General features: G+C 54.7%; 19 protein-coding genes. 12 read left to right on the top strand and 7 right to left on the bottom strand.

Annotation, left to right across the window (positions count from 1 at the left end; genetic code table 11):
* Positions 1-193: 193 nt before the first annotated feature.
* The gene (locus FDW88_RS05090) at positions 194-1,072 is read left to right on the top strand and encodes a LysR family transcriptional regulator (RefSeq protein ID WP_137362145.1); all 879 of its coding nucleotides are present in this window, start codon (positions 194-196) and stop codon (positions 1,070-1,072) included.
* Between the two features lie 60 nt (positions 1,073-1,132).
* Here the strand turns inward: FDW88_RS05090 and glpQ are convergent, their stop codons facing one another.
* A complete protein-coding gene (gene glpQ, locus FDW88_RS05085; RefSeq protein ID WP_096756403.1) occupies positions 1,133-2,200 on the bottom strand; it encodes a glycerophosphodiester phosphodiesterase in 1,068 nt (355 codons plus the stop codon).
* Positions 2,201-2,203: 3 nt separating this feature from the next.
* The gene (glpT, locus tag FDW88_RS05080) at positions 2,204-3,562 is read right to left on the bottom strand and encodes a glycerol-3-phosphate transporter (RefSeq protein ID WP_096756402.1); all 1,359 of its coding nucleotides are present in this window, start codon (positions 3,560-3,562) and stop codon (positions 2,204-2,206) included.
* A 274-nt stretch (positions 3,563-3,836) separates the two neighbouring features.
* On the opposite strand from glpT, the gene glpA reads away from it, so the two are divergent.
* The 3 genes from glpA to glpC are packed head-to-tail and all read left to right on the top strand — an operon-like array spanning position 3,837 to position 7,901.
* The gene (glpA, locus tag FDW88_RS05075) at positions 3,837-5,465 is read left to right on the top strand and encodes an anaerobic glycerol-3-phosphate dehydrogenase subunit A (protein WP_117343428.1); all 1,629 of its coding nucleotides are present in this window, start codon (positions 3,837-3,839) and stop codon (positions 5,463-5,465) included.
* The gene (gene glpB / locus FDW88_RS05070; protein ID WP_137362144.1) at positions 5,455-6,714 is read left to right on the top strand and encodes a glycerol-3-phosphate dehydrogenase subunit GlpB; all 1,260 of its coding nucleotides are present in this window, start codon (positions 5,455-5,457) and stop codon (positions 6,712-6,714) included. The genes glpA and glpB overlap by 11 nt, the downstream gene beginning before the upstream one ends.
* Positions 6,711-7,901, top strand: coding sequence for an anaerobic glycerol-3-phosphate dehydrogenase subunit GlpC (glpC, locus tag FDW88_RS05065; protein ID WP_096756399.1), 1,191 nt, complete (start codon positions 6,711-6,713; stop codon positions 7,899-7,901). Before glpB ends, glpC begins: the two co-directional genes overlap by 4 nt.
* Positions 7,902-8,026: 125 nt before the next feature.
* Here glpC and FDW88_RS05060 read toward each other — a convergent pair whose 3' ends face one another.
* Positions 8,027-9,223: a nicotinamide mononucleotide deamidase-related protein YfaY gene (locus FDW88_RS05060; protein WP_117343426.1), complete on the bottom strand. Its 1,197-nt coding sequence runs from the start codon at positions 9,221-9,223 to the stop codon at positions 8,027-8,029.
* A 124-nt stretch (positions 9,224-9,347) separates the two neighbouring features.
* Positions 9,348-9,890: a YfaZ family outer membrane protein gene (locus FDW88_RS05055; RefSeq protein ID WP_137362143.1), complete on the bottom strand. Its 543-nt coding sequence runs from the start codon at positions 9,888-9,890 to the stop codon at positions 9,348-9,350.
* Positions 9,891-10,206: 316 nt separating this feature from the next.
* Here FDW88_RS05055 and nudI point away from each other — a divergent pair, with 316 nt between their 5' ends.
* The 8 genes from nudI (at position 10,207) to arnF (ending at position 18,306) form a co-directional block, all read left to right on the top strand.
* Entirely contained in the window at positions 10,207-10,632 is a 426-nt protein-coding gene (gene nudI, locus FDW88_RS05050; protein WP_137362142.1) for a nucleoside triphosphatase NudI, read from the top strand.
* Between the two features lie 288 nt (positions 10,633-10,920).
* Complete coding sequence (gene arnB, locus FDW88_RS05045; RefSeq protein WP_137362141.1) at positions 10,921-12,060, top strand: UDP-4-amino-4-deoxy-L-arabinose aminotransferase; 1,140 nt, start codon at positions 10,921-10,923, stop codon at positions 12,058-12,060.
* A gap of 2 nt (positions 12,061-12,062) precedes the next feature.
* Positions 12,063-13,046, top strand: a complete 984-nt coding sequence (gene arnC / locus FDW88_RS05040; RefSeq protein WP_137362140.1) for an undecaprenyl-phosphate 4-deoxy-4-formamido-L-arabinose transferase — start codon at positions 12,063-12,065, stop codon at positions 13,044-13,046.
* Positions 13,043-15,025: a bifunctional UDP-4-amino-4-deoxy-L-arabinose formyltransferase/UDP-glucuronic acid oxidase ArnA gene (gene arnA, locus FDW88_RS05035; protein ID WP_137362139.1), complete on the top strand. Its 1,983-nt coding sequence runs from the start codon at positions 13,043-13,045 to the stop codon at positions 15,023-15,025. The genes arnC and arnA overlap by 4 nt, the downstream gene beginning before the upstream one ends.
* Positions 15,022-15,924 (top strand): 4-deoxy-4-formamido-L-arabinose-phosphoundecaprenol deformylase, encoded by a 903-nt coding sequence (gene arnD, locus FDW88_RS05030; protein ID WP_137362138.1) that lies wholly within the window; start codon positions 15,022-15,024, stop codon positions 15,922-15,924. The genes arnA and arnD overlap by 4 nt, the downstream gene beginning before the upstream one ends.
* Complete coding sequence (gene arnT / locus FDW88_RS05025) at positions 15,921-17,576, top strand: lipid IV(A) 4-amino-4-deoxy-L-arabinosyltransferase (RefSeq protein WP_137362137.1); 1,656 nt, start codon at positions 15,921-15,923, stop codon at positions 17,574-17,576. Before arnD ends, arnT begins: the two co-directional genes overlap by 4 nt.
* The gene (gene arnE, locus FDW88_RS05020) at positions 17,573-17,908 is read left to right on the top strand and encodes a 4-amino-4-deoxy-L-arabinose-phosphoundecaprenol flippase subunit ArnE (protein WP_137362136.1); all 336 of its coding nucleotides are present in this window, start codon (positions 17,573-17,575) and stop codon (positions 17,906-17,908) included. Before arnT ends, arnE begins: the two co-directional genes overlap by 4 nt.
* Positions 17,908-18,306: a 4-amino-4-deoxy-L-arabinose-phosphoundecaprenol flippase subunit ArnF gene (arnF, locus tag FDW88_RS05015; protein ID WP_137362135.1), complete on the top strand. Its 399-nt coding sequence runs from the start codon at positions 17,908-17,910 to the stop codon at positions 18,304-18,306. The genes arnE and arnF overlap by 1 nt, the downstream gene beginning before the upstream one ends.
* Here arnF and menE read toward each other — a convergent pair.
* The 3 genes from menE to menB are packed head-to-tail and all read right to left on the bottom strand — an operon-like array spanning position 18,254 to position 21,482.
* Complete coding sequence (menE, locus tag FDW88_RS05010) at positions 18,254-19,666, bottom strand: o-succinylbenzoate--CoA ligase (RefSeq protein WP_137362134.1); 1,413 nt, start codon at positions 19,664-19,666, stop codon at positions 18,254-18,256. The genes arnF and menE overlap by 53 nt on opposite strands.
* Positions 19,663-20,625, bottom strand: a complete 963-nt coding sequence (gene menC, locus FDW88_RS05005) for an o-succinylbenzoate synthase (RefSeq protein ID WP_137362133.1) — start codon at positions 20,623-20,625, stop codon at positions 19,663-19,665. Before menC ends, menE begins: the two co-directional genes overlap by 4 nt.
* Positions 20,625-21,482, bottom strand: coding sequence for a 1,4-dihydroxy-2-naphthoyl-CoA synthase (gene menB / locus FDW88_RS05000; protein WP_096756386.1), 858 nt, complete (start codon positions 21,480-21,482; stop codon positions 20,625-20,627). The genes menC and menB overlap by 1 nt, the downstream gene beginning before the upstream one ends.
* Between the last annotated feature and the right edge of the window lie 13 nt (positions 21,483-21,495).

Below are 21,495 nucleotides of genomic sequence, written 5' to 3'. Positions count from 1 at the left end.
CACGCAGGCAACGCTCAGAGCGACTGAACAACGGACAGGTGCGTCAAAATGTGATTTATCCCCGTCATAGTTCACGTTGCTTGTGTGTCGGCTACGCAAATTATTTTGGGTATTTAAGGTAGAAAGTCAGTATAAACAGGCTTATTTTATTAGAGAAATTAATCATTTTAATAGTATTAATTAGAGATAACTAATGACACTAACCCAGATCCACGCCCTGCTGGCCGTGCTTGAGTACGGTGGTTTTACCGAAGCCAGCAAGCGGCTATACACCACCCAGTCCGCCGTCAGTCAGGCTATTTCGGCGCTGGAAGAAGAGTTAGGGGTTAATATTTTGATCCGCGAGCGGCGCAAAGATATTCAACTTACCCCGGTAGGTATCCGGCTGCTCCCGCATTTACGGACCATCATTGGACAAACGAACGCCGTAAAAGAGATCGCCGAACAGGAGAAACAAAACCCCGCCCGAACCTTGCACATCGGCTGTTTTCCCAGCGCCTGCGCCTGCATTTTGCCCGGTATCATCCGCTACTTTGAACAGCATCACCCCAACATCAAAATCATTCCCTATGAAGAGAACAGCAGTGCCATTATTGATTCGCTGCAGAGTGGAGGCATTGATGCGGGTTTTGTGCATTTTCCGGTCAATGGCATGTACTGCGTGCCGGTTTATCGGGACAAATTCACCGTTGTTGTCCCCGAGGCTCACCCGCTGGCGGCCAAAGCCACAATCTCAGTAGAAGAACTGGTGGGAGAACCGCTGATTATCAGTAAAGGGCGCTATGAATTAAGCATCATGACGTTATTTAAAGAACAAGGTATTGAGCCAATCATTAAGTACGAATTCAACCACCCGGATACGGCAATCAGTTTTATTCGTCAGGGGCTGGGGATCGCATTGTTACCGGAGCTCACATTAAAGGCGGTTGGCGGGCAAATACGTTCGGTGGCGCTGGAGCCAACGTTTTATCGGCAAATATCATTATTGGCAAAAGAGCCGCCGGTAGACGGCAGCCCTTTATATTTACTGCAGGCATGTATGGAAACACTGACCGCCGACGGTCTGATCTAACCGTCGGGAATGCGCCGGTGAAAAGGCCTGCAATATCATGCTATCGCAGGCCTGATACCGTTACTGCTTATGCAGGAACATCACCGCTTTGTCGGGGAAGTCGGTGAACAACCCGTCAACGCCCGCCTTGTTATACAGGATGTCATACAGCTGATTCACATCCGTCGCGTAGTCCGGCAGCTGATCGGCCCGCACAGTATAAGGATGCACCGTCATCTTGTTCTGATGCGCATCCTTCACCATCCCGGTCAACACGATGTTGCCTTTCTTCGACTTCTCATCAACCAGCATGTGATAGTCCGGGCCAATGCCATCCGCGTACTCAGCAACCTGCTTCATCGCGCCCGGTTTAAACATCCAGTCATAGTTGTAATTCACCCAACTGCCGTCCGGTTTTTTCTCCTGGGTTTCATTCCAGTCGGTATAGGCAATCAGCTGCACCAGGTTGAGGTCCATCCCCATTTTAGGTTCCAGCTCATTCTTGATGCGCTTGAGTTCCGCCACATCAAAACTTTGCAGATAGACCTTATCCTGTTTGTCGCTGTAGCCGTACTTTTTCAGCACTTCCAGCGTCTTCGCAGCAATGTCCTTCCCTTCCTGGTGATGGAACCACGGCGCTTTAATTTCCGGATAGATACCGATGTTCTTACCGGTGGAATGATTTAATCCCTGAACAAACTCGATCTCTTCTTCGAACGTATGCACACGGAAATCAGATTTACCCATCGGGAAGCGCCCTGGGTAGGTCTGCACCTGTTTGCCATTTTCGATATCGAAACCTTCGGTAAATTTCAGCGATTTGATCTCATCCAGCGTAAAGTCGATGGCGTAGTAGCGACCATCTTTACGGGCGCGATCCGGGAAACGCTCGGCGACATCGGTGACCCGGTCAAGATAGTGGTCATGCAGAACGACCAGATGGTCGTCCTTGGTCATCACCAGATCCTGCTCGAGATAGTCCGCGCCCTGCGCATAGGCCATCGCTTTTGCCGGCAGCGTATGCTCCGGTAAATAGCCGCTGGCCCCACGGTGAGCAATCACAATCTTGTCTGCGGCGATGGCTGCGCTGCTGACCACCATACCGGTCAGCATTAACGCGACGCTAAGACTTTTCAATGTGGTTTTCATCTATTATCCCCCGTTACGCTTCAGTTCCATCTCTGCGTGATGGCGCTTTTCACCAAACATGACGACCACCAGCAGAATAACCGCCAGCACGCTGCCGCCAATCATCACCATAAAGCCACCGTCCCAGCCGAAGAAGTCAACGGTGTAACCGACAATGGCGCTCGCTGCCACAGAGCCGCCCAGGTAACCAAACAACCCGGTGAAGCCTGCCGCCGTACCCGCCGCTTTTTTCGGTGCCAGTTCCAGCGCGTGCAGACCAATCAGCATGACCGGACCGTAGATCAGGAAGCCGATGATAATCATACATGCCATATCAACGTTCGGATTGCCCGCCGGGTTCATCCAGTAAACGATCGTTGCAATGGTCACCAGCGTCATGAAGAACACGCCGGTTGCGCCACGGTTGCCACGGAAGACTTTATCCGACATCCAGCCACACAGCAGGGTGCCCGGGATACCCGCATACTCATACAGGAAGTAGGCCCAGGAGGATTTATCCAGCGCGAAATGCTTCACTTCTTTCAGGTAGGTCGGCGACCAGTCGAGGATGCCGTAACGCAGTAAATAGACAAACACGTTGGCGATCGCGATGTACCACAGCAGTTTGTTTGGCAGCACGTACTGCATGAAGATCTGCTTCGCAGTCAGCTCTTCTTCGGCTTTTTCGCTGTAATCATCCGGATAGTCGTTCTTATACTCTTCAATCGGCGGCAAGCCACAAGACTGCGGCGTATCGCGCATCAGGGCAAAAGCAATCAGGGCGACAACAATCGCACCGAATGCCGGCATGTACAATGCCGCTTTCCAGTCGTTAAACCAGGCCATACCCAGCAGGAACAGCAGCGGAGGCAGACCACCACCGACGTTATGCGCGCAGTTCCACACGGACACAATACCGCCACGCTCTTTCTGCGACCACCAGTGCACCATGGTACGACCGCACGGCGGCCACCCCATCCCCTGGAACCAGCCACACAGGAACAGCAGCACAAACATCACCGCGATACTGGACGTCGCCCACGGCACAAAGCCCATGAACAACATCACCGCCGCCGCCAGAATCAGACCGGCAGGCAGGAAAACGCGCGGATTCGAGCGGTCCGAAATGGACCCCATGATAAATTTCGAAAAACCATAGGCAATGGAAATACCGGATAACGCAAAACCCAGATCGCCACGGGAGAAACCCTGCTCAACCAGATACGGCATCGCCAGGGCAAAGTTCTTACGTACCAGATAGTACGCCGCATAACCAAAAAATATCCCCAAGAAAATCTGCCAGCGCAATCGACGATAGGTGGGATCGATTTCCGCTGCAGGTAAGCGCGCCGTATGTGACGCGGGTTTAAAAATGCTCAACATAGTATGTAGCCTCCGTGGCCGTCTTTTGTTCGAAGGAAACACTGTAAGTACGTCATCACGACGCAACCTCCCCCAGTGTGGCCGCGATGTTAAGGAAAGATTCAGCACAAAAATGTGAAACACAGCACAGATTGTTACAGATTTATGACAAATGTTCATAAAGGCGCACGAAATCACGTTTCATTTTCGAATAATGAGCGATTATGCGCGAAATCAAACAATCCATGTTTTTTATGTGGCTAAATGATAAAAAAACGAACTGTGAGGAAAAACAATGAAAACTCGCGACTCGCAAACAAGTGACGTGATTATCATTGGTGGGGGAGCAACAGGTGCCGGGATCGCACGCGACTGTGCTCTGCGCGGATTGCGCGTCATCTTAGTAGAACGCCACGATATCGCTACCGGCGCAACGGGACGTAACCACGGCCTGCTGCACAGCGGTGCGCGCTATGCCGTCACTGACGCAGAATCTGCGCGTGAATGTATTAGCGAAAACCAAATTCTGAAACGTATCGCCCGCCACTGCGTAGAGCCTACGGACGGTCTGTTTATCACACTGCCGGAAGATGAACTCTCCTTCCAGGCCACCTTTATTCGTGCCTGCGAAGATGCGGGCATTCGTGCAGAAGCGATCGACCCTCAACAAGCGCGCATTATCGAGCCCGCAGTGAACCCGCAGTTGATTGGCGCAGTCAAAGTGCCAGACGGTACCGTGGATCCCTTCCGTTTAACCGCTGCCAACATGCTGGATGCCAGAGAGCATGGCGCGGTCATTCTGACTGCCCATGAAGTGACCGGGCTGATTCGTGAAGGTGCAACCGTCTGCGGCGTGAACGTTCGCAATCATCTCACCGGCGAGATGCAGTCCCTGCATGCGCCGGTGGTGGTGAACGCTGCCGGGATCTGGGGCCAGCGGATCGCGGAATATGCCGATCTGAGCATCCGCATGTTCCCGGCAAAAGGCTCGTTGTTGATCATGGATCATCGCATTAACCAGCATGTCATCAACCGCTGCCGTAAACCGTCGGATGCCGACATTCTGGTGCCTGGCGACACCATCTCGCTGATCGGCACCACCTCGCAACATATTGATTACGATGATATCGACAGCAACCGCGTCACCGCTGAAGAGGTGGATATTCTGCTGCGTGAAGGGGAGAAGCTGGCGCCGATTATGGCGAAAACGCGCATTTTACGCGCCTACTCCGGCGTGCGTCCGCTGGTGGCCAGCGACAATGATCCAAGCGGTCGTAACGTCAGCCGCGGCATTGTGTTGTTCGATCATGCTGAACGCGACGGTCTGGATGGCTTTATCACCATTACCGGCGGCAAACTGATGACCTACCGCTTGATGGCTGAATGGGCCACCGACGCTGTTTGCCGCAAGCTGGGCAACACTCGCCCTTGCACCACGGCGGACGTCGCGCTGCCAGGTTCGCAGGAATCAACCGAGCACACGCTTAAGCGCGTGATCTCGTTGCCCGCACCGCTACGCGGCTCGGCAGTCTACCGTCACGGCGATCGCACCCCGGTCTGGCTGAGCGAAGGTCGTCAGCATCGCAGCCTGGTCTGCGAGTGCGAGGCGGTCACCGCAGGCGAAGTCCAATACGCCGTGGAAAATTTAACCGTCAACAGCCTGCTGGACTTGCGCCGACGAACTCGCGTCGGGATGGGGACATGCCAGGGCGAACTGTGCGCCTGCCGCGCCGCAGGGTTACTGCAACGTTTTAATGTTACCACCGCCGCGCAGTCCATCACCCAGCTCTCCGAGTTTCTCAACGAACGCTGGAAAGGCGTGCAGCCGATTGCCTGGGGAGACGCACTGCGCGAAAGCGAGTTCACGCGCTGGGTGTATCAGGGGTTATGCGGTCTGGAAAAGGAGCACCAGGATGAAATTTGATACCGTCATTATCGGCGGCGGTCTCGCCGGACTGCTGTGCGGTCTGCAACTACAAAAAAGCGGGTTACGCTGCGCGATTGTTACCCGTGGCCAAAGCGCCCTGCATTTTTCCTCCGGCTCGCTGGATTTACTCAGCACGCTGCCGGATGGACAGCCGGTGAGCGATATCGAGGCAGGCCTGAACGCACTGCGCACTCAGGCCCCCTTGCACCCTTATAGCCTTATCGGTACGCAAAACGTCCTGTCACTGGCGCAGCAGGCGCAAACCCTGTTGAAAGAATCCGGTGCCCAGTTGCAGGGCGAGGTGCATCAGGTACATCAGCGCGTAACGCCGCTGGGGACCTTGCGCTCAACCTGGCTCAGTTCGCCGGAAGTACCGGTCTGGCCGCTGTCTGCTCAGCGTATCTGCGTGGTGGGCATCAGCGGGTTACTGGATTTTCAGGCACACCTCGCGGCGGCCTCACTGAGCCAGCGTAACCTCAGCGTCGACACCGCAGAAATCGAGCTGCCGGAACTGGATGTTCTGCGCGACAACCCCACCGAGTTTCGCGCGGTTAACATCGCACGCCTGCTGGATAACGAAGATAAATGGCCACTGCTCTGTGACGCGTTGCTGCCAATAGCAAAAACCTGCGACATGATTATTATGCCAGCCTGCTTCGGTCTCGCCGATTCCCGGCTCTGGCAGTGGCTCAACGAGCGTCTGCCCTGCTCGCTGATGTTGTTACCTACCTTACCGCCTTCTGTTCTCGGCATGCGCCTGCACAATCAATTACAGCGTCAGTTTGTACGCCAGGGCGGCGTATGGATGCCCGGTGACGAGGTGAAAAAAGTCACCTGTCAGGACGGTGTGGTAAGTGAAGTGTGGACCCGCAATCATGCTGATATTCCATTGCGTCCACGTTTTGCCGTGCTCGCCAGCGGCAGTTTCTTCAGCAGCGGACTGGTGGCAACACGCGAGGCTGTCCACGAGCCGATCCTCGGCCTGGATGTCCAGCAAACAGAGACCCGTGCGCAGTGGTATCAGCGCGACGTCTTCGACCCGCAGCCGTGGCAACAATTTGGTGTGAATACTGATAACACCCTGCGCCCAACGCTTGCGGGAAAAACGGTAGAGAACCTGTTTGCCATCGGGTCGGTGCTTGGCGGTTTTGACCCTATCGCCCAGGGTTGCGGAGGCGGCGTGAGCGCAGTCAGCGCCTTGCATGCCGCACATCATATTGCAAAACGAGCAGGAGGCCAGCAATGAGCGACACACGTTTTGAAAGTTGTATCAAATGCACTGTGTGCACCACTGCCTGCCCGGTCAGCCGCGTCAATCCGAGCTACCCAGGACCCAAACAGGCCGGGCCGGACGGGGAACGTCTGCGTCTAAAAGACGGTGCGTTATACGATGATGCGCTGAAATACTGTATCAACTGCAAACGCTGCGAAGTCGCCTGCCCGTCAGATGTTAAAATTGGTGATATCATCCAGCGCGCGCGCGCCAAATATGACACCACGCGTCCGTCGCTGCGCAACTTTGTCTTAAGCCATACCGATTTGATGGGCAGCGTTTCCACACCGTTCGCGCCGATCGTCAATACCGCCACCTCGCTGAAGCCCGTGCGTCAGCTGCTCGATTACGCGTTAAAAATCGATCATCGCCGGACGCTGCCAAAATACTCCTTTGGTACCTTCCGCCGCTGGTACCGCAGCGTTGCCGCACAGCAGGCGCAGTATCAGGATCAGGTCGCCTTTTTTCACGGCTGCTTTGTGAACTATAACCATCCACAGCTTGGCAAAGACCTGATTAAAGTGCTGAATGCGATGGGGACCGGCGTACAGTTGCTGAGTAAAGAGAAGTGCTGCGGCGTGCCGCTGATCGCCAACGGTTTTACCGATAAGGCACGTAAGCAGGCGGTCAGCAACGTAGCTTCACTCAGAGAAGCCATTGACGGGAAAGGTATTCCGGTGCTTGCCACCTCATCAACCTGTACCTTTGCGCTTCGCGATGAATATCCCGAAGTGCTGGATGTCGACAACACGGGTCTGCGTGAACATATTGAGCTGGCCACCCGTTGGCTGTGGCGCAAACTGGACGGCGGGCAAACGCTGCCGCTAAAAACACTGCCACTGAAGGTGGTCTACCACACCCCCTGCCATATGGAGAAAATGGGCTGGACGCTCTACACGCTGGAGCTGCTGCGTCAAATTCCTGGTCTGGAACTGACGGTGCTGGATTCCCAGTGCTGCGGCATCGCCGGGACCTACGGCTTTAAAAAGGAAAACTACCCCACTTCGCAATCCATTGGCGCCCCGCTATTCCGCCAGATCGAAGAAAGCGGGGCCGATATCGTCGTCACCGACTGCGAAACCTGCAAATGGCAGATTGAGATGTCCACCAGCAAGCGCTGTGAGCATCCAATAACCCTGCTGGCACAGGCGTTAGGCTAACTAACCAAGCCTACATCCCAATTGTAGGCCGATAAGCGAAATGCCATCTGGCAAAACATCTGCCGGATGGCAGCGTAAAACGCCTTATCCGGCCTACAAAATCTTCGCCATCAGGCAATAACAAACTATACGGTCAGTGATTCAACCACTTCAATCCAGCCATGCTCGGTGGCAATATCCTGATCGTTAAGCCAACGGCGCAGCATATTCAGAGCCATCATGGCGCACACTTCCTGACGCACCGGCAAGCTGTAGCGATTAGCGCTAAGTCGTACGCGTAATGCATGCGTGCCCTCAGACGTTGCCAGCGCAAAGTTAATATGTTCGTTTTCGAAACCCGATACCGCCAACGCCAAATCTGCGTAATGATTGCCGCGTCGCTCGGTTATCCAGTGCGCGGTTTGCGCCAGCGTTTCCTCCTGAGAGGGCACCACTTCACTGGCCAACAGCGGGGCGTTGGCGCGAGAAAGCTGGAGGGCGACCAGGCCCGCGGTAAACTGTTCGCTGAGCGTCAGGCTGTATTGCCGTTCCTGTAACGTGCGTGCAATTTGCGCGGGCAGCCCTTCCGTGCCTTCAAAAATCATATTCTGCCCGGCAACCCGCTTCACCTCCGGCCAGAGCGCCAGCATTGCTTCACGTTGGGAATCCGGCCCGGTAAGCTTCAACTCGATAATCGGCATTGATGAGCGATACCCCATCGTGACCCCGGCAGGCAAAGGCAGCGGATCCAAACTTTGCGCCAGCTCGCTTTCAGAACGGCCAAAGGTGGTTAGTCGCAGGCATAGCGGGGGTTGCGAGAGTGAGAATCGCTCCCGCAGACGCGGTAGGATCTCATGCTCGATCATCACTTTAAACTCTGACGGAACGCCCGGCGTAAAGAACATCAAACAACGGTTGAGCTTCACGGCAAATCCGCAGGCGGTACCCACTGGGTTATTGATAAACTCGGCGCTGGCAGGTAATTCAGCTTGCTTACGGTTGCTCGGTGCCATAATACGACCGCGTTCGCGGAAGTAATGCTCCATCTGAGCAAGCCATGCCTCGTGCAGCACCAGCTCTTCACCTTTTGCCGTTGCCGCAGCCAGCGCGCTCAAATCATCGCTGGTTGGCCCTAAGCCACCGTTCACAATCAATACATCGGCATGTTCGCTGCGTTCGCGCAAAATGGCGACCAGGTCGTCGAGATTGTCGCCCACCGTGTTGCGGCGTGTTAACGGTAATCCCTGATTGAAGAAAAAATCAGCCAGCCAGGCGGCATTGGTGTCGACGATCTGGCCGTGCAACACTTCATCCCCGGTGGATAGCATCTCCACGTTTAACATTGTGTTCTCCTGCTTATGCAATCAAAACACTATAACGCAATGGCGAGGGAACATGGAGGATGGAGGGAAAGAGAATGAGTAAGAGAAGGAAAAACAGGCGCAGCTGAACGCCGCGCCAGGGACATCAGAAACTGGCGTTCACCCCAACGTACGGGCCGTCAGCAATCGCATTGTCACGGTTGCCATCTTTACCCGCCAGGTTCAGGTAGCGATAACCGGCTTCGATACTCAGTGGGCGAATAATGGTCAGACGCGCGCCCGCATTGGCTTCTTCGTAGCTATCAATACCGCTGGAAAGCGAATCCGGAGAGTAGTAGTACTCGCCAAACAGACGGAAGCTGTCGCCAATCGGCCACTGCAAGCCACCACCAACCGCCGCCGCATAGCCTTCATCGCCGTCGTTTGGGTTGGTATAAACGCCTTTCCCGCCAACGGTGGCCAGCAGAGGACCAATCGGGATATTCAGGCCAAGACCGACGCCGGCAACATCACCATCATCGTCGTTATGCATCCAGTTACCGCTGGCTGCCAGCCCGGAGGACTCGGTACCGAAACCGAAGCCAAGGTTGGTGTAATTTTCACCCGCCTGGCCGCTGATGCTTACCGCGTTCGCCGACGCAGAAACAAACAGCATTCCAGCAAGGCCCAATAAAATACTTTTTTTCATTTTCTATCCTTTCCAGCAAGAAACTAAACATAGCCCCAAAACCGCTGGATTGTACTGCCTGATGGCGAGGAATCAATGAGCTAAAAAGGCGATGCAATAACATATTGTAACTAAATACTACTCAGAATGTTTAGCAAAGGTTAAGTTAACGGCCAACTTACGCCGCAGCAAGGGCCTGAGGCGTGTTTTCTGTTATCGCATTCATTTAATCCCGCTTCTCCTTTAAATCGGCCTGGACGCATTTTTTCTGCGTCTGGTAACAGGTAAGATGAGTGAAAGATGGACTCACTGAACAGACACACTAAGGAACAGACTTATGCGTCAAAGAACGATTGTTTGCCCATTAATTCAAAATGAAGGGTGTTATTTACTGTGCAAAATGGCCGAAGATCGCGGCGTGTTCCCCGGTCAATGGGCACTTTCAGGTGGCGGCGTTGAGCCGGGTGAGCGTATCGAAGAGGCCTTGCGTCGCGAAGTGCGCGAAGAATTGGGCGAGCAGTTGGTGCTCACAGAGATAACTCCGTGGACCTTTAGTGATGATATCCGCACCAAAACCTATGCTGATGGTCGCCAGGAAGAGATCTACATGATTTATCTGATCTTCGATTGTGTTTCAGCCAATCGTGAGGTGAAGATTAACGAAGAGTTTCAGGACTTCGCCTGGGTTAAACCGCAGGACCTCGCCTATTACGACTTAAACGTCACAACCCGAAAAACGTTAAAACTGAAAGGACTACTGTAGTTTTTGTCACGATGAAATTGGCTGTATGTGTACCGGCATTGCTTAATTTTTTAATAAAATGGAGTAATGTCGGTAGCTCGCGACGAAAAATAAAATATAAAAACATTTCACTTTCAAAGTGATAATCACAAAAATCAAAACACTCCACATTATTTCTCAACCTTAAACTCTTAAGGATAAATTAACCTTCAATCATTAATCTTTGCAGCCTGATGAAATAATTAACGACACCTCTATTTATCATCCTAATAAATATGCGATGGCGTTTAATGGCTTGAAGGAATAATGATGTCTGACTTTTTGCCTTTCTCTCGCCCGGCCTTCGGTACTGAAGAGCTTGCCGCCGTCAAAACCGTTCTGGACTCAGGATGGATAACCACCGGCCCTAAAAATCAGCAACTGGAAGAGGCATTCTGTCGGCTGACGGGAAACCAACATGCCGTTGCCGTCTGCTCAGCTACAGCAGGTATGCACATCACGCTGATGGCGCTGGACGTAGGCGCAGGTGATGAGGTGATCACCCCGTCGATGACGTGGGTTTCCACGATCAATATGATTGTCCTGTTGGGTGCGACGCCGGTGATGATCGATGTCGACCGCGATACGCTGATGGTCACTCCCGAACAAATCGAAGCGGCCATCACCCCACGAACCAAAGCAATTATTCCGGTGCATTACGCCGGCGCTCCTGCCGATCTTGATGCGATTTACGCCATCGGCGAACGTTATGGCATCCCGGTCATCGAAGACGCCGCACATGCGGTGGGAACCTTATACAAAGGCCGTCATGTTGGCGCCCGCGGTACGGCGATTTTCTCCTTTCACGCCATCAAAAATGTTACCTGCGCGGAAGGTGGACTGATCGTGACCGCCGACAGCGCGCTCGCACAACGTCTGCGTAGTCTGAAATTCCACGGTCTGGGCGTGGATGCCTATGACCGGCAAACCTTTGGTCGTGCACCGCAGGCGGAAGTTATGGCCCCAGGATACAAGTACAACCTGACCGATATCAATGCTGCCATCGCCCTGGTGCAACTGGATAAACTGGGTCGAATAAATGCACGTCGCGCTAAAATTGCGCACCAGTATCAGCACGCGCTGGCCGATACACCTTTTCAGCCGTTGAGCTTGCCCCAATGGTCGCACGTTCACGCCTGGCATCTGTTTATTATTCGTGTTGACGAGGCACGCTGCGGCCTGAGCCGGGACGCCTTAATGGAAGCACTGAAGGCTGAAGGTATCGGTACCGGTCTGCATTTTCGCGCGGCGCACACGCAAAAGTATTATCGCGAACGCTTCCCCACCCTGTCGCTCCCCAACACAGAATGGAATAGCGCCCGCATCTGTTCACTGCCTTTATTTCCCGACATGACCGCCGACGATACCCAGCGCGTCATCACGGCACTTCGCCGGATAGCAGGACAATGACCATGTTTGAAGCCACACCGATTAAAAAAGTCTCGGTAGTCATTCCCGTTTTTAACGAACAGGAAAGCCTGCCGGAGTTAATCAGACGTACCTGTGCCGCCTGCGAAAAACTGGGGAAAGACTATGAAATCCTGCTGATCGATGACGGCAGCAGCGACAATTCCGCACAGTTGATGATGGATGCCTCACAGGCCCACAACAGCCATATTGTCTCTATTCTGCTGAATCGCAATTACGGGCAGCACTCGGCGATTATGGCCGGTTTCAGCCACGTCACCGGTGATTTGGTCATCACGCTGGATGCAGACTTGCAGAACCCACCAGAGGAGATCCCTCGCCTGGTCGCCACCGCAGACCAGGGCTTCGACGTGGTCGGAACGGTGCGCCAAAACAGGCAAGACAGCATCTTTCGTAAGACGGCCTCGAGGATGATCAACCATTTGATTCAACGTACCACCGGTAAAGCAATGGGGGATTATGGCTGCATGCTACGCGCCTATCGCCGTCATATCGTTGATGCCATGCTGCATTGCCAGGAGCGCAGCACCTTCATTCCCATTCTGGCCAACATCTTTGCCCGTCGCGCGACGGAAATCCCGGTGCACCATGCAGAGCGTGAATTTGGCGACTCTAAGTACAGCTTTATGCGTTTGATTAACCTGATGTATGACCTGGTGACCTGCCTGACCACCACACCGCTGCGCATGCTGAGCCTGCTAGGCAGCATGATTGCCGCCACGGGTTTCACCCTGTCCGTTCTGCTGGTCGTTCTTCGCCTGACGCTGGGTCCGCAGTGGGCAGCTGAAGGGGTCTTTATGCTGTTTGCCGTGCTGTTTACGTTTATCGGCGCACAGTTCATTGGTATGGGTTTACTCGGCGAATATATCGGTCGCATCTATAACGATGTCCGCGCCCGCCCCCGCTACTTTGTTCAACACGTTATTCGTCCACACACCACGCAGTCAAACGAGGAAAACCACGCATGAAAGCCGTCGTATTTGCTTATCACGATATGGGATGTCAGGGAATTCAAGCTTTGCTGGATGCGGGTTATGACATCGCTGCTATTTTCACACACACCGATAATCCCGGTGAAAATGCGTTTTTTGGCTCCGTTTCCCGGCTTGCGGCCAGCGCAGGGATCCCGGTCTATGCCCCGGACAACGTCAATCATCCGTTGTGGGTTGAGCGCATCAGCCAGCTCGCCCCTGAGGTCATTTTTTCGTTCTACTATCGCCATTTACTCAGCGATGAGATTCTTCGCCTCGCACCTGTGGGCGCATTCAACCTGCACGGCTCGCTGCTGCCGAAATACCGTGGTCGCGCCCCGCTGAACTGGGTGCTGGTCAATGGCGAAACGGAAACGGGCGTCACGCTTCACCGTATGGTCAAACGCGCAGATGCCGGGGCGATTGTTGCCCAGCAGCGTGTGGCTATTTCACCCGATGACGTGGCATTAACGCTGCATCATAAACTGTGCCAGACGGCCCGCCAAATGCTGGAACAGGCGCTGCCTGCTATCAAAACGGCTGACTTTCAGCAGCGCCACCAGCAGGAAGCCGATGCAACCTATTTTGGTCGTCGCACGCCGGACGACAGCGTCCTTGACTGGAACAAACCGGCCGGGCAGTTACATAACAGGGTACGTGCGGTCTCCGATCCCTGGCCCGGCGCGTTTAGCTATGCAGGAACACAAAAATTTACCGTCTGGTCATCACGCCCGTGTACGAATACCATCGGCGCACAACCGGGCACCGTGATAAGCGCATCGCCATTGCAAATAGCCTGTGCCGATGGCGCACTTGAAATCATTACCGGGCAAGCGGGCGATGGCATTGCCATGCAAGGTTCACAGCTGGCGCAGGTTCTGGGTCTGGTGGTGGGGTCTCGCCTGAACGGCCAGCAGGTTTCCGCCAGCAAACGTCGTACCCGTGTTCTGATCCTCGGTGTTAACGGTTTTATCGGTAACCACCTGACCGAACGCCTGCTGCAAGAAGATAACTACGAGGTTTATGGGCTGGATATCGGCAGCGATGCGATTGGACGTTTTTTGTCACACCCCCGCTTCCATTTTGTCGAAGGCGATATCAGTATTCATTCTGAATGGATTGAATACCATGTGAAAAAATGCGACGTCGTGCTGCCGCTGGTGGCGATTGCCACGCCGATTGAATACACCCGCAACCCGCTGCGTGTCTTTGAACTCGATTTTGAAGAAAACCTGAAAATCATTCGCTACTGCGTGAAATACCGCAAGCGCATCATTTTCCCGTCAACGTCCGAAGTGTACGGCATGTGTAGCGATAAGGTCTTTGATGAAGACAGCTCAAACCTTACCGTCGGCCCGGTCAATAAGCCGCGTTGGATCTATTCCGTTTCTAAGCAGCTTCTGGATCGCGTTATTTGGGCGTACGGCGAAAAAGAAGGACTGCGCTTCACGCTGTTCCGTCCATTTAACTGGATGGGACCACGTCTCGACAGCCTGAACGCTGCCCGTATCGGTAGCTCACGCGCCATTACTCAGTTGATCCTCAATCTGGTGGAAGGTTCGCCGATTAAGCTGATTGAAGGTGGTAAGCAGAAGCGTTGCTTTACTGATATTCGCGACGGTATCGAGGCGCTGTTCCGCATCATAGAAAACGCCGGTGGATGCTGTGACGGCGAGATTATCAACATCGGTAACCCGGATAACGAAGCCAGCATTCAGGAACTGGCAGAAATGCTGCTGAGCTGCTTTGAAAAACATCCACTGCGTCAGCACTTTCCGCCGTTCGCCGGCTTCCGTGACGTTGAAAGCAGCAGCTACTATGGCAAAGGTTATCAGGACGTTGAACACCGTAAACCGAGTATTGTTAATGCCCGACGCTGCCTGAACTGGGAACCGACCATCGACATGCGGGAAACGGTAGAAGAGACGCTCGATTTCTTCTTACGCAGCGTGGATATCACGGAACACACATCATGACCAAAGTGGGCTTGCGCATTGATGTCGATACCTTCAGGGGGACGCGCGAAGGCGTGCCCCGCCTGCTGGAGACATTAAACCGACATAACGTTCGGGCAAGTTTTTTCTTTAGCGTTGGACCTGACAACATGGGACGCCATCTCTGGCGTCTGGTGAAACCGCAATTTTTGTGGAAGATGCTGCGCTCAAACGCAGTCTCTCTCTACGGGTGGGATATTTTACTGGCCGGCACCGCGTGGCCAGGAAAAGAAATAGGCCACGCGAATGCCGCCATTATTGCGCAAGCCGCCCGGGTTCACGAAACCGGCCTGCATGCCTGGGATCACCATGCCTGGCAGGCGCGAAGTGGCACCTGGAATGACAAACAACTGATTGATGATATTTCTCAAGGTATTACCGTGCTTGAGGCCATCACCGGACAGCCTGTCACCTGCTCAGCCGCTGCCGGATGGCGTGCTGACGAACGCGTCGTCCACGCCAAAGAAGCCTTTAACCTACGCTACAACAGCGATTGTCGGGGCTCTTCACTATTTCGCCCGCTGCTTGCGACGGGGAAAGCCGGCACGCCGCAGATTCCCGTCACTTTACCGACCTGGGATGAAGTGATTGGCCGGGAAGTGCAGGCTGTCGACTTCAATGCCTGGATCCTCTCCCACATGCTGATGAACACAGCAACGCCGGTGTACACCATTCATGCGGAAGTTGAAGGGATCGCCTGCCATCACGATTTTGATGACTTGCTGACTCGAGCCGCTGATGCGGGCATTACGTTTTGCACACTTGGTGAGCTCCTGCCAGACGATATCACTACGCTACCAACAGGCCAGGTCGTTCGCGGCAAAATACCCGGCAGAGAGGGATGGCTCGGCTGTCAGTACCCGGTGAGTGTGTCACGATGAAATCTCTACGTTATACCGTGGCGTTTATCGCCTTTATTGCGCTGTATTATATTGTTCCCATCAATAGCCGCCTGCTGTGGCAGCCTGACGAAACGCGCTACGCAGAAATTAGCCGGGAAATGCTCAACTCGGGCGACTGGATAGTCCCGCACTTTCTCGGGTTACGCTATTTTGAAAAACCGATTGCCGGATACTGGTTAAACAGTATCGGGCAGTGGTTATTTGGTGCAAACAATTTTGGCGTCAGGGCGGGCGCTATTTTTGCCACCCTACTCACCGCGCTACTGGTGGCCTGGCTTGCCATGCGACTCTGGCAGGATAAACGCACCGCCATACTCTCCTCAGTAATTTTCTTAACGTTTTTTTCCGTTTACAGCATCGGCACCTACGCAGTTCTCGATCCTATCATCGCCCTGTGGCTGATGGCGGGCATGTGCTGTTTTTGGCAAGGCATGCAGGCCACCACTAAAACCGGCAAAATCATCGCCTTTTTGCTGTTGGGGCTGGCCTGCGGCATGGGGGTGATGACCAAAGGTTTTCTCGCACTGGCGGTCCCGGTTCTCAGCGTGCTGCCGTGGGTATTAGTACAAAAACGATGGAAAGATCTCTTTCTCTACGGTCTGCTGGCGGTAGTCGGTTGCATTGCCATTGTGTTGCCGTGGGGAATCACCATTGCACAACGCGAGCCGGATTTCTGGCATTACTTTTTCTGGGTCGAACATATTCAGCGTTTCGCACTGGCGGATGCCCAGCATAAAGCTCCGTTCTGGTACTACCTGCCCGTCCTTATCGCGGGCTGTTTGCCCTGGCTTGGTCTTCTGCCTGGCGCGCTGCGAACAGGCTGGCGTGAGCGGGATATCCCGCGAGGTGCGCTGTACCTATTGGGCTGGATTGTCATGCCGATTGTGTTTTTCAGCATCGCTAAAGGAAAACTCCCCACCTATATTCTTTCCTGCTTCGCGCCGCTGGCTCTCCTCATCGCGCGTTTCGGTGTGCAGGCGGCGGAGAGAGGATCTGGCGTCCTGCGCGTCAATAGCGGGATCAACATCCTGTTTGGGGTGATCGGCATTGTCGCCACCTTTGTGGTGTCTACACTGGGGCCGCTGCCGTCTCCCGTGTGGACGCATATCGAAACTTATAAGGTTTTTTATTCGTGGGGCATCTTTCTCATCTGGACTTTTTTCGGCTGGTATACGCTGACCAATAGCCAAAAAACCTGGAAATATGCCGCATTCTGCCCATTGGGGCTGGTGCTGTTGTTTGGATACGCGATACCCGACAGGGTCATGGAAGCGAAACAACCGCAGTTTTTTGTTGAGATGACCAAAGAGGTGTTACAACCGAGTCGCTACGTGCTTGCGGACAACGTTGGCGTCGCCGCAGGTCTGGCCTGGAGCCTGAAACGCGATGACATCATCCTGTACGGGCAAATGGGCGAGCTAAAATATGGCCTGAATTATCCCGATGCCCAGGGTCGCTTTGTCAGTCAGACTGGCTTTCCCGACTGGTTAGCCCAACATCGCCAGGAGGGTATTATTACGCTGGTGCTGTCGATTTCGAAGGATCAGGATATGACCCAACTTGCCATTCCCCCCGCGGATTACGTTGATAATCAGGGGCGTCTGGTCTTGATTCAGTACCGGCCCCAATGATCTGGCTGGCGTTAGTCCTCGCCAGTCTGCTCAGCGTAGGTGGGCAACTGTGCCAGAAGCAGGCCACCCGCCCGGTGGCCATCCGCGCGCGCAAACGCCACATTGCGTGGTGGATGAGTCTAGCTCTGGTAAGCCTCGGTCTGGCGATGCTGTTATGGCTGGCAGTGTTGCAGAATATTCCGGTTGGCCTGGCCTATCCGATGCTGAGCCTTAACTTTGTCTGGGTCACGCTGGCAGCCTGGAAAATCTGGCGAGAGCCTGTCACAAAGCGCCATTGGCTGGGCGTGGGGCTGATTATCACCGGTATTTTTATTCTCGGGAGCGCGGTGTAATGGGGATATTCTGGGGGCTATGCAGCGTCATGATTACTTCGCTGGCTCAGTTGAGTCTCGGCTACGCGATGGACAATCTGCCGCCGATACTGCATCCGTTGCGATTTATGGAAGCGATATTTTCCGCAAGCGTCGGGACGTTAACGCTGTACGCGGGACTGGTGGGGTATTTACTGTCGGTTATCTGCTGGCACCATGCCCTGCACCGACTGGCACTGAGCAAGGCCTACGCCCTGCTCAGCCTCAGCTACGTGCTGGTGTGGCTCGCCTCAATGTTCTTACCTGGCTGGCAGGGTTCATTTTCATGGCAGGCGCTCATCGGCGTGCTGTGCATTATGGCAGGGCTTATGACGATTTTTCTCGGACCCAGTCCAGCAATGCGCGGCGAGAAACCTTAATACCGCCACTTTTCAGCTCTGGCGGTAATTCCAGCCAGCGTACCGGTTGTTGAAAACGGGCCAGTTTATCTTTAACCCATTCAGCAAGATTGGCGTCATCCGCACGGATATCGTATTCAACGACCGCCACCGGACGATGGCCAAACTCATGGTCTTCCAGCGGAACAACAAAGGCTTGCAGCACGTGCGGATGGGCGGCGATCACGCGTTCCACCTCTTCCGGCTGAATACCTTCCCCGCCGCTAAAGAACAGGTTGTCCATGCGACCGACAATCGTGAGCTTACCGTCGTTTAACACCCCGCGATCGCGGGTAGCAAACCAGCCTTCGCCATTAACCAGCGGAATAAGCTGCCCGTTGCGCCAGTAACCTGACGCCATGCTGGCAGCGCGCAGCCAGACTTCATCATCCACGATCCTGACCTCTCTGCCCGGCAAGGCAGAGCCGACATCGCCCAGGCCATCGGCCTCTTTCGCACAAACCGTGGAAGCAAACTCCGTCAGCCCGTAACCACACCAGCAGCGAATCCCCTGCTCACGCGCCTGCTCGGTCAGCTCAACCGGAATGGCCGCCCCCCCCAGCAGTACCGCTTTCAACGTGATCGGTGCGTTGTTTACCAGCAATCGCCAAAGCTGCGTCGGTACCAGCGAGGCATGAGTGCAGCCCGCCAGCATCTGTTCCAGCGGTTGCTTGTCACGCACGGTCATGCGCGCACCGGCCAATAACCAGCGCCACAAAATACCCTGACCGGAAACATGAAACAGCGGTAGCGAGAGCAGCCAGTCATCCTCTGTGCCAAACGGCATTAATGACAGCACCCCCTGCGCACTCGCCAAATGTGCCTGACAGGTATGCACCGCTGCCTTAGGCAACCCGGTTGAACCGGATGTGAGTGTCATTGAACTCAATCGCAGAGGCAGCCAGTCGGCTGCATGCTCGCCAGACAGTTGCAGGATCTGCAGCGGCATCAGCCCCGAAAAGGGGTCATTGCTTTGCAGATCCAGCGCAAAACGCAGCGTTAAATCAGGGATCAACGCATCCAGCAGAGACTTCGGCAGCTGCGGGTTCACCGGTAACACCCGCGCCCCGCACTGCAACAATGCCAGCCAGGCAAGCGCAGACGAAGGGTGATTCCAAGCACGCAGCAGCACGCCGTCGCCCTCTTTCCCCCCCTGAGCGGCAAACCCCGTGGCCAGCGCGTCGACGCGCGTACAGAGCTCGCGCCAGTTCAGCACCTCATCATTGAGGCGTAACGCTGGCGCCTCTGCCCGAACCTGCCGCCAGTGACGCCACGGCCAGTCGGTAAACGCCGTCACCAGGCCCGATATGCTTGTGACATCGGGCATGTCCTGCACGGTCATAGCAGTCGTTCCAGCGCATCCACGTTAATACATGGCAGCACACTGCCGGGCCAGCTGCGAACCTGCTGGCACTGCATCAGGCTCAGCGTGTCCAGACCCGGTATGGTCTGCGGCGTCAGCCAGGCGGCAATCCGCGCCAGTTGGGTTAACCCCAGGCTTGACTCAATAGACGAACTGATTACCGCAGTGAGTCCGAGCGCATGCGCGGCTGCAACCTGCTCGCGAACCTTATCCAGACTACCGGTGAGCGTAGGCTTGATGATCACCGCACTCACGCCTTCTTCCGCCATAAAGGTAAAGTCGGCTTCACGCAGGCTTTCATCCCAGGCAATGGCAATCCCGGTTTCCCGCGCAAAGGCGCGAGAATCTTCCCGGGTTTTGCACGGCTCTTCGAGGAAGGCAATGCGCCCGCGATAATCCGGATTGACGTATTTAGCAAACTGCTGCGCCTTCAGTGGCGTCCAGGCACGGTTAGCATCAAGACGTAAATGCAGATCGGGGATCGCCTCCAGCAGCAGGTTGGCCACCATGCCGTCACGTATAGCTTCATACAGGCCAACTTTGATCTTCGCGACTTTTTCGCCCGGCATGTCCGCCAGTTGCAGCACCAGATCGTCAGGGTCGCCGGTACACAATGGCGCGGCGCGATAATTCGCCGCCTCCGGCAATGTCCCGTCAAGCTCGGCGAGTGCGCAGCTAGCACCAAAAGCCACCGAAGGCAGCTGTGGTAAAGAGGTTTCCCCCTTCAGCCAGCCGTTTACCCAGGCCAACAGAGCCGTTTGCGCCTCTTCCCAGGTTTCCTGGCTGAAGCCCGGCAAGGGGGAGATCTCTCCCCACCCTTCACGCTCGCCGTCACGAAGACATACGTACAGCCCATCACGCGTTTTTAACCGCCTGTCACGCAAAATCACCCCCGCGTCCATGGGGATCTGCCAGCGGTATACCTGCGCGCTACGCATTACGGATTCCGTTTGAATTTGCTGAAGTCAGGCTGACGTTTCTGGTTGAACGCATTACGGCCTTCTTGACCTTCTTCCGTCATGTAGAACAGCATGGTGGCGTTACCGGCCAGCTCCTGCAGCCCCGCCTGACCATCGCAGTCGGCGTTCAGCGCTGCTTTCAGGCAGCGCAGCGCCATTGGGCTGTTTTGCAGCATTTCACGACACCAGCGCACGGTCTCTTTTTCCAGATCCGCCAGCGGAACCACGGTGTTGACCAGGCCCATATCCAGTGCCTGTTTCGCATCGTACTGACGACACAGGAACCAGATTTCACGCGCTTTTTTCTGACCGACGATACGGGCCATATAAGACGCACCCCAACCGCCGTCAAAGGAACCCACTTTCGGGCCTGTCTGACCAAAGATGGCGTTTTCAGCCGCGATAGTCAGGTCACACATCATGTGCAGCACATGGCCGCCACCGATGGAATAACCCGCAACCATCGCCACAACCGGCTTCGGACAGGTACGGATCTGACGCTGGAAGTCCAGCACGTTCAGGTGATGTACACCGGAGTCATCCTGGTATCCGCCGTAGTCGCCGCGTACTTTCTGATCGCCGCCCGCGCAGAACGCTTTGTCGCCTGCGCCGGTCAGGATAATCACGCCGATATTGTCGTCATAGCGCGCATCAGACATCGCCTGAATCATCTCTTTGACGGTTACAGGACGGAAAGCATTGCGTACCTGCGGACGATTGATGGTGATTTTTGCAATACCGTCGGTGGATTTTTCATAGCGAATGTCGGTATAGCCTTCAGAGCAATCGAGCCATTCTACCGGTGCGTAAAGCATTGTTTCATCAGGATAGATCATAAAATGTCCTTTA

The sequence above is a fragment of the Citrobacter sp. wls829 genome (assembly GCF_005280825.1).
In the GTDB taxonomy this organism is placed as follows: Bacteria; Pseudomonadota; Gammaproteobacteria; order Enterobacterales; family Enterobacteriaceae; genus Citrobacter; species Citrobacter gillenii.
Note: the sequence above shows the minus strand (reverse complement) of the source record. Positions and strands in the feature narration are given on the sequence as shown.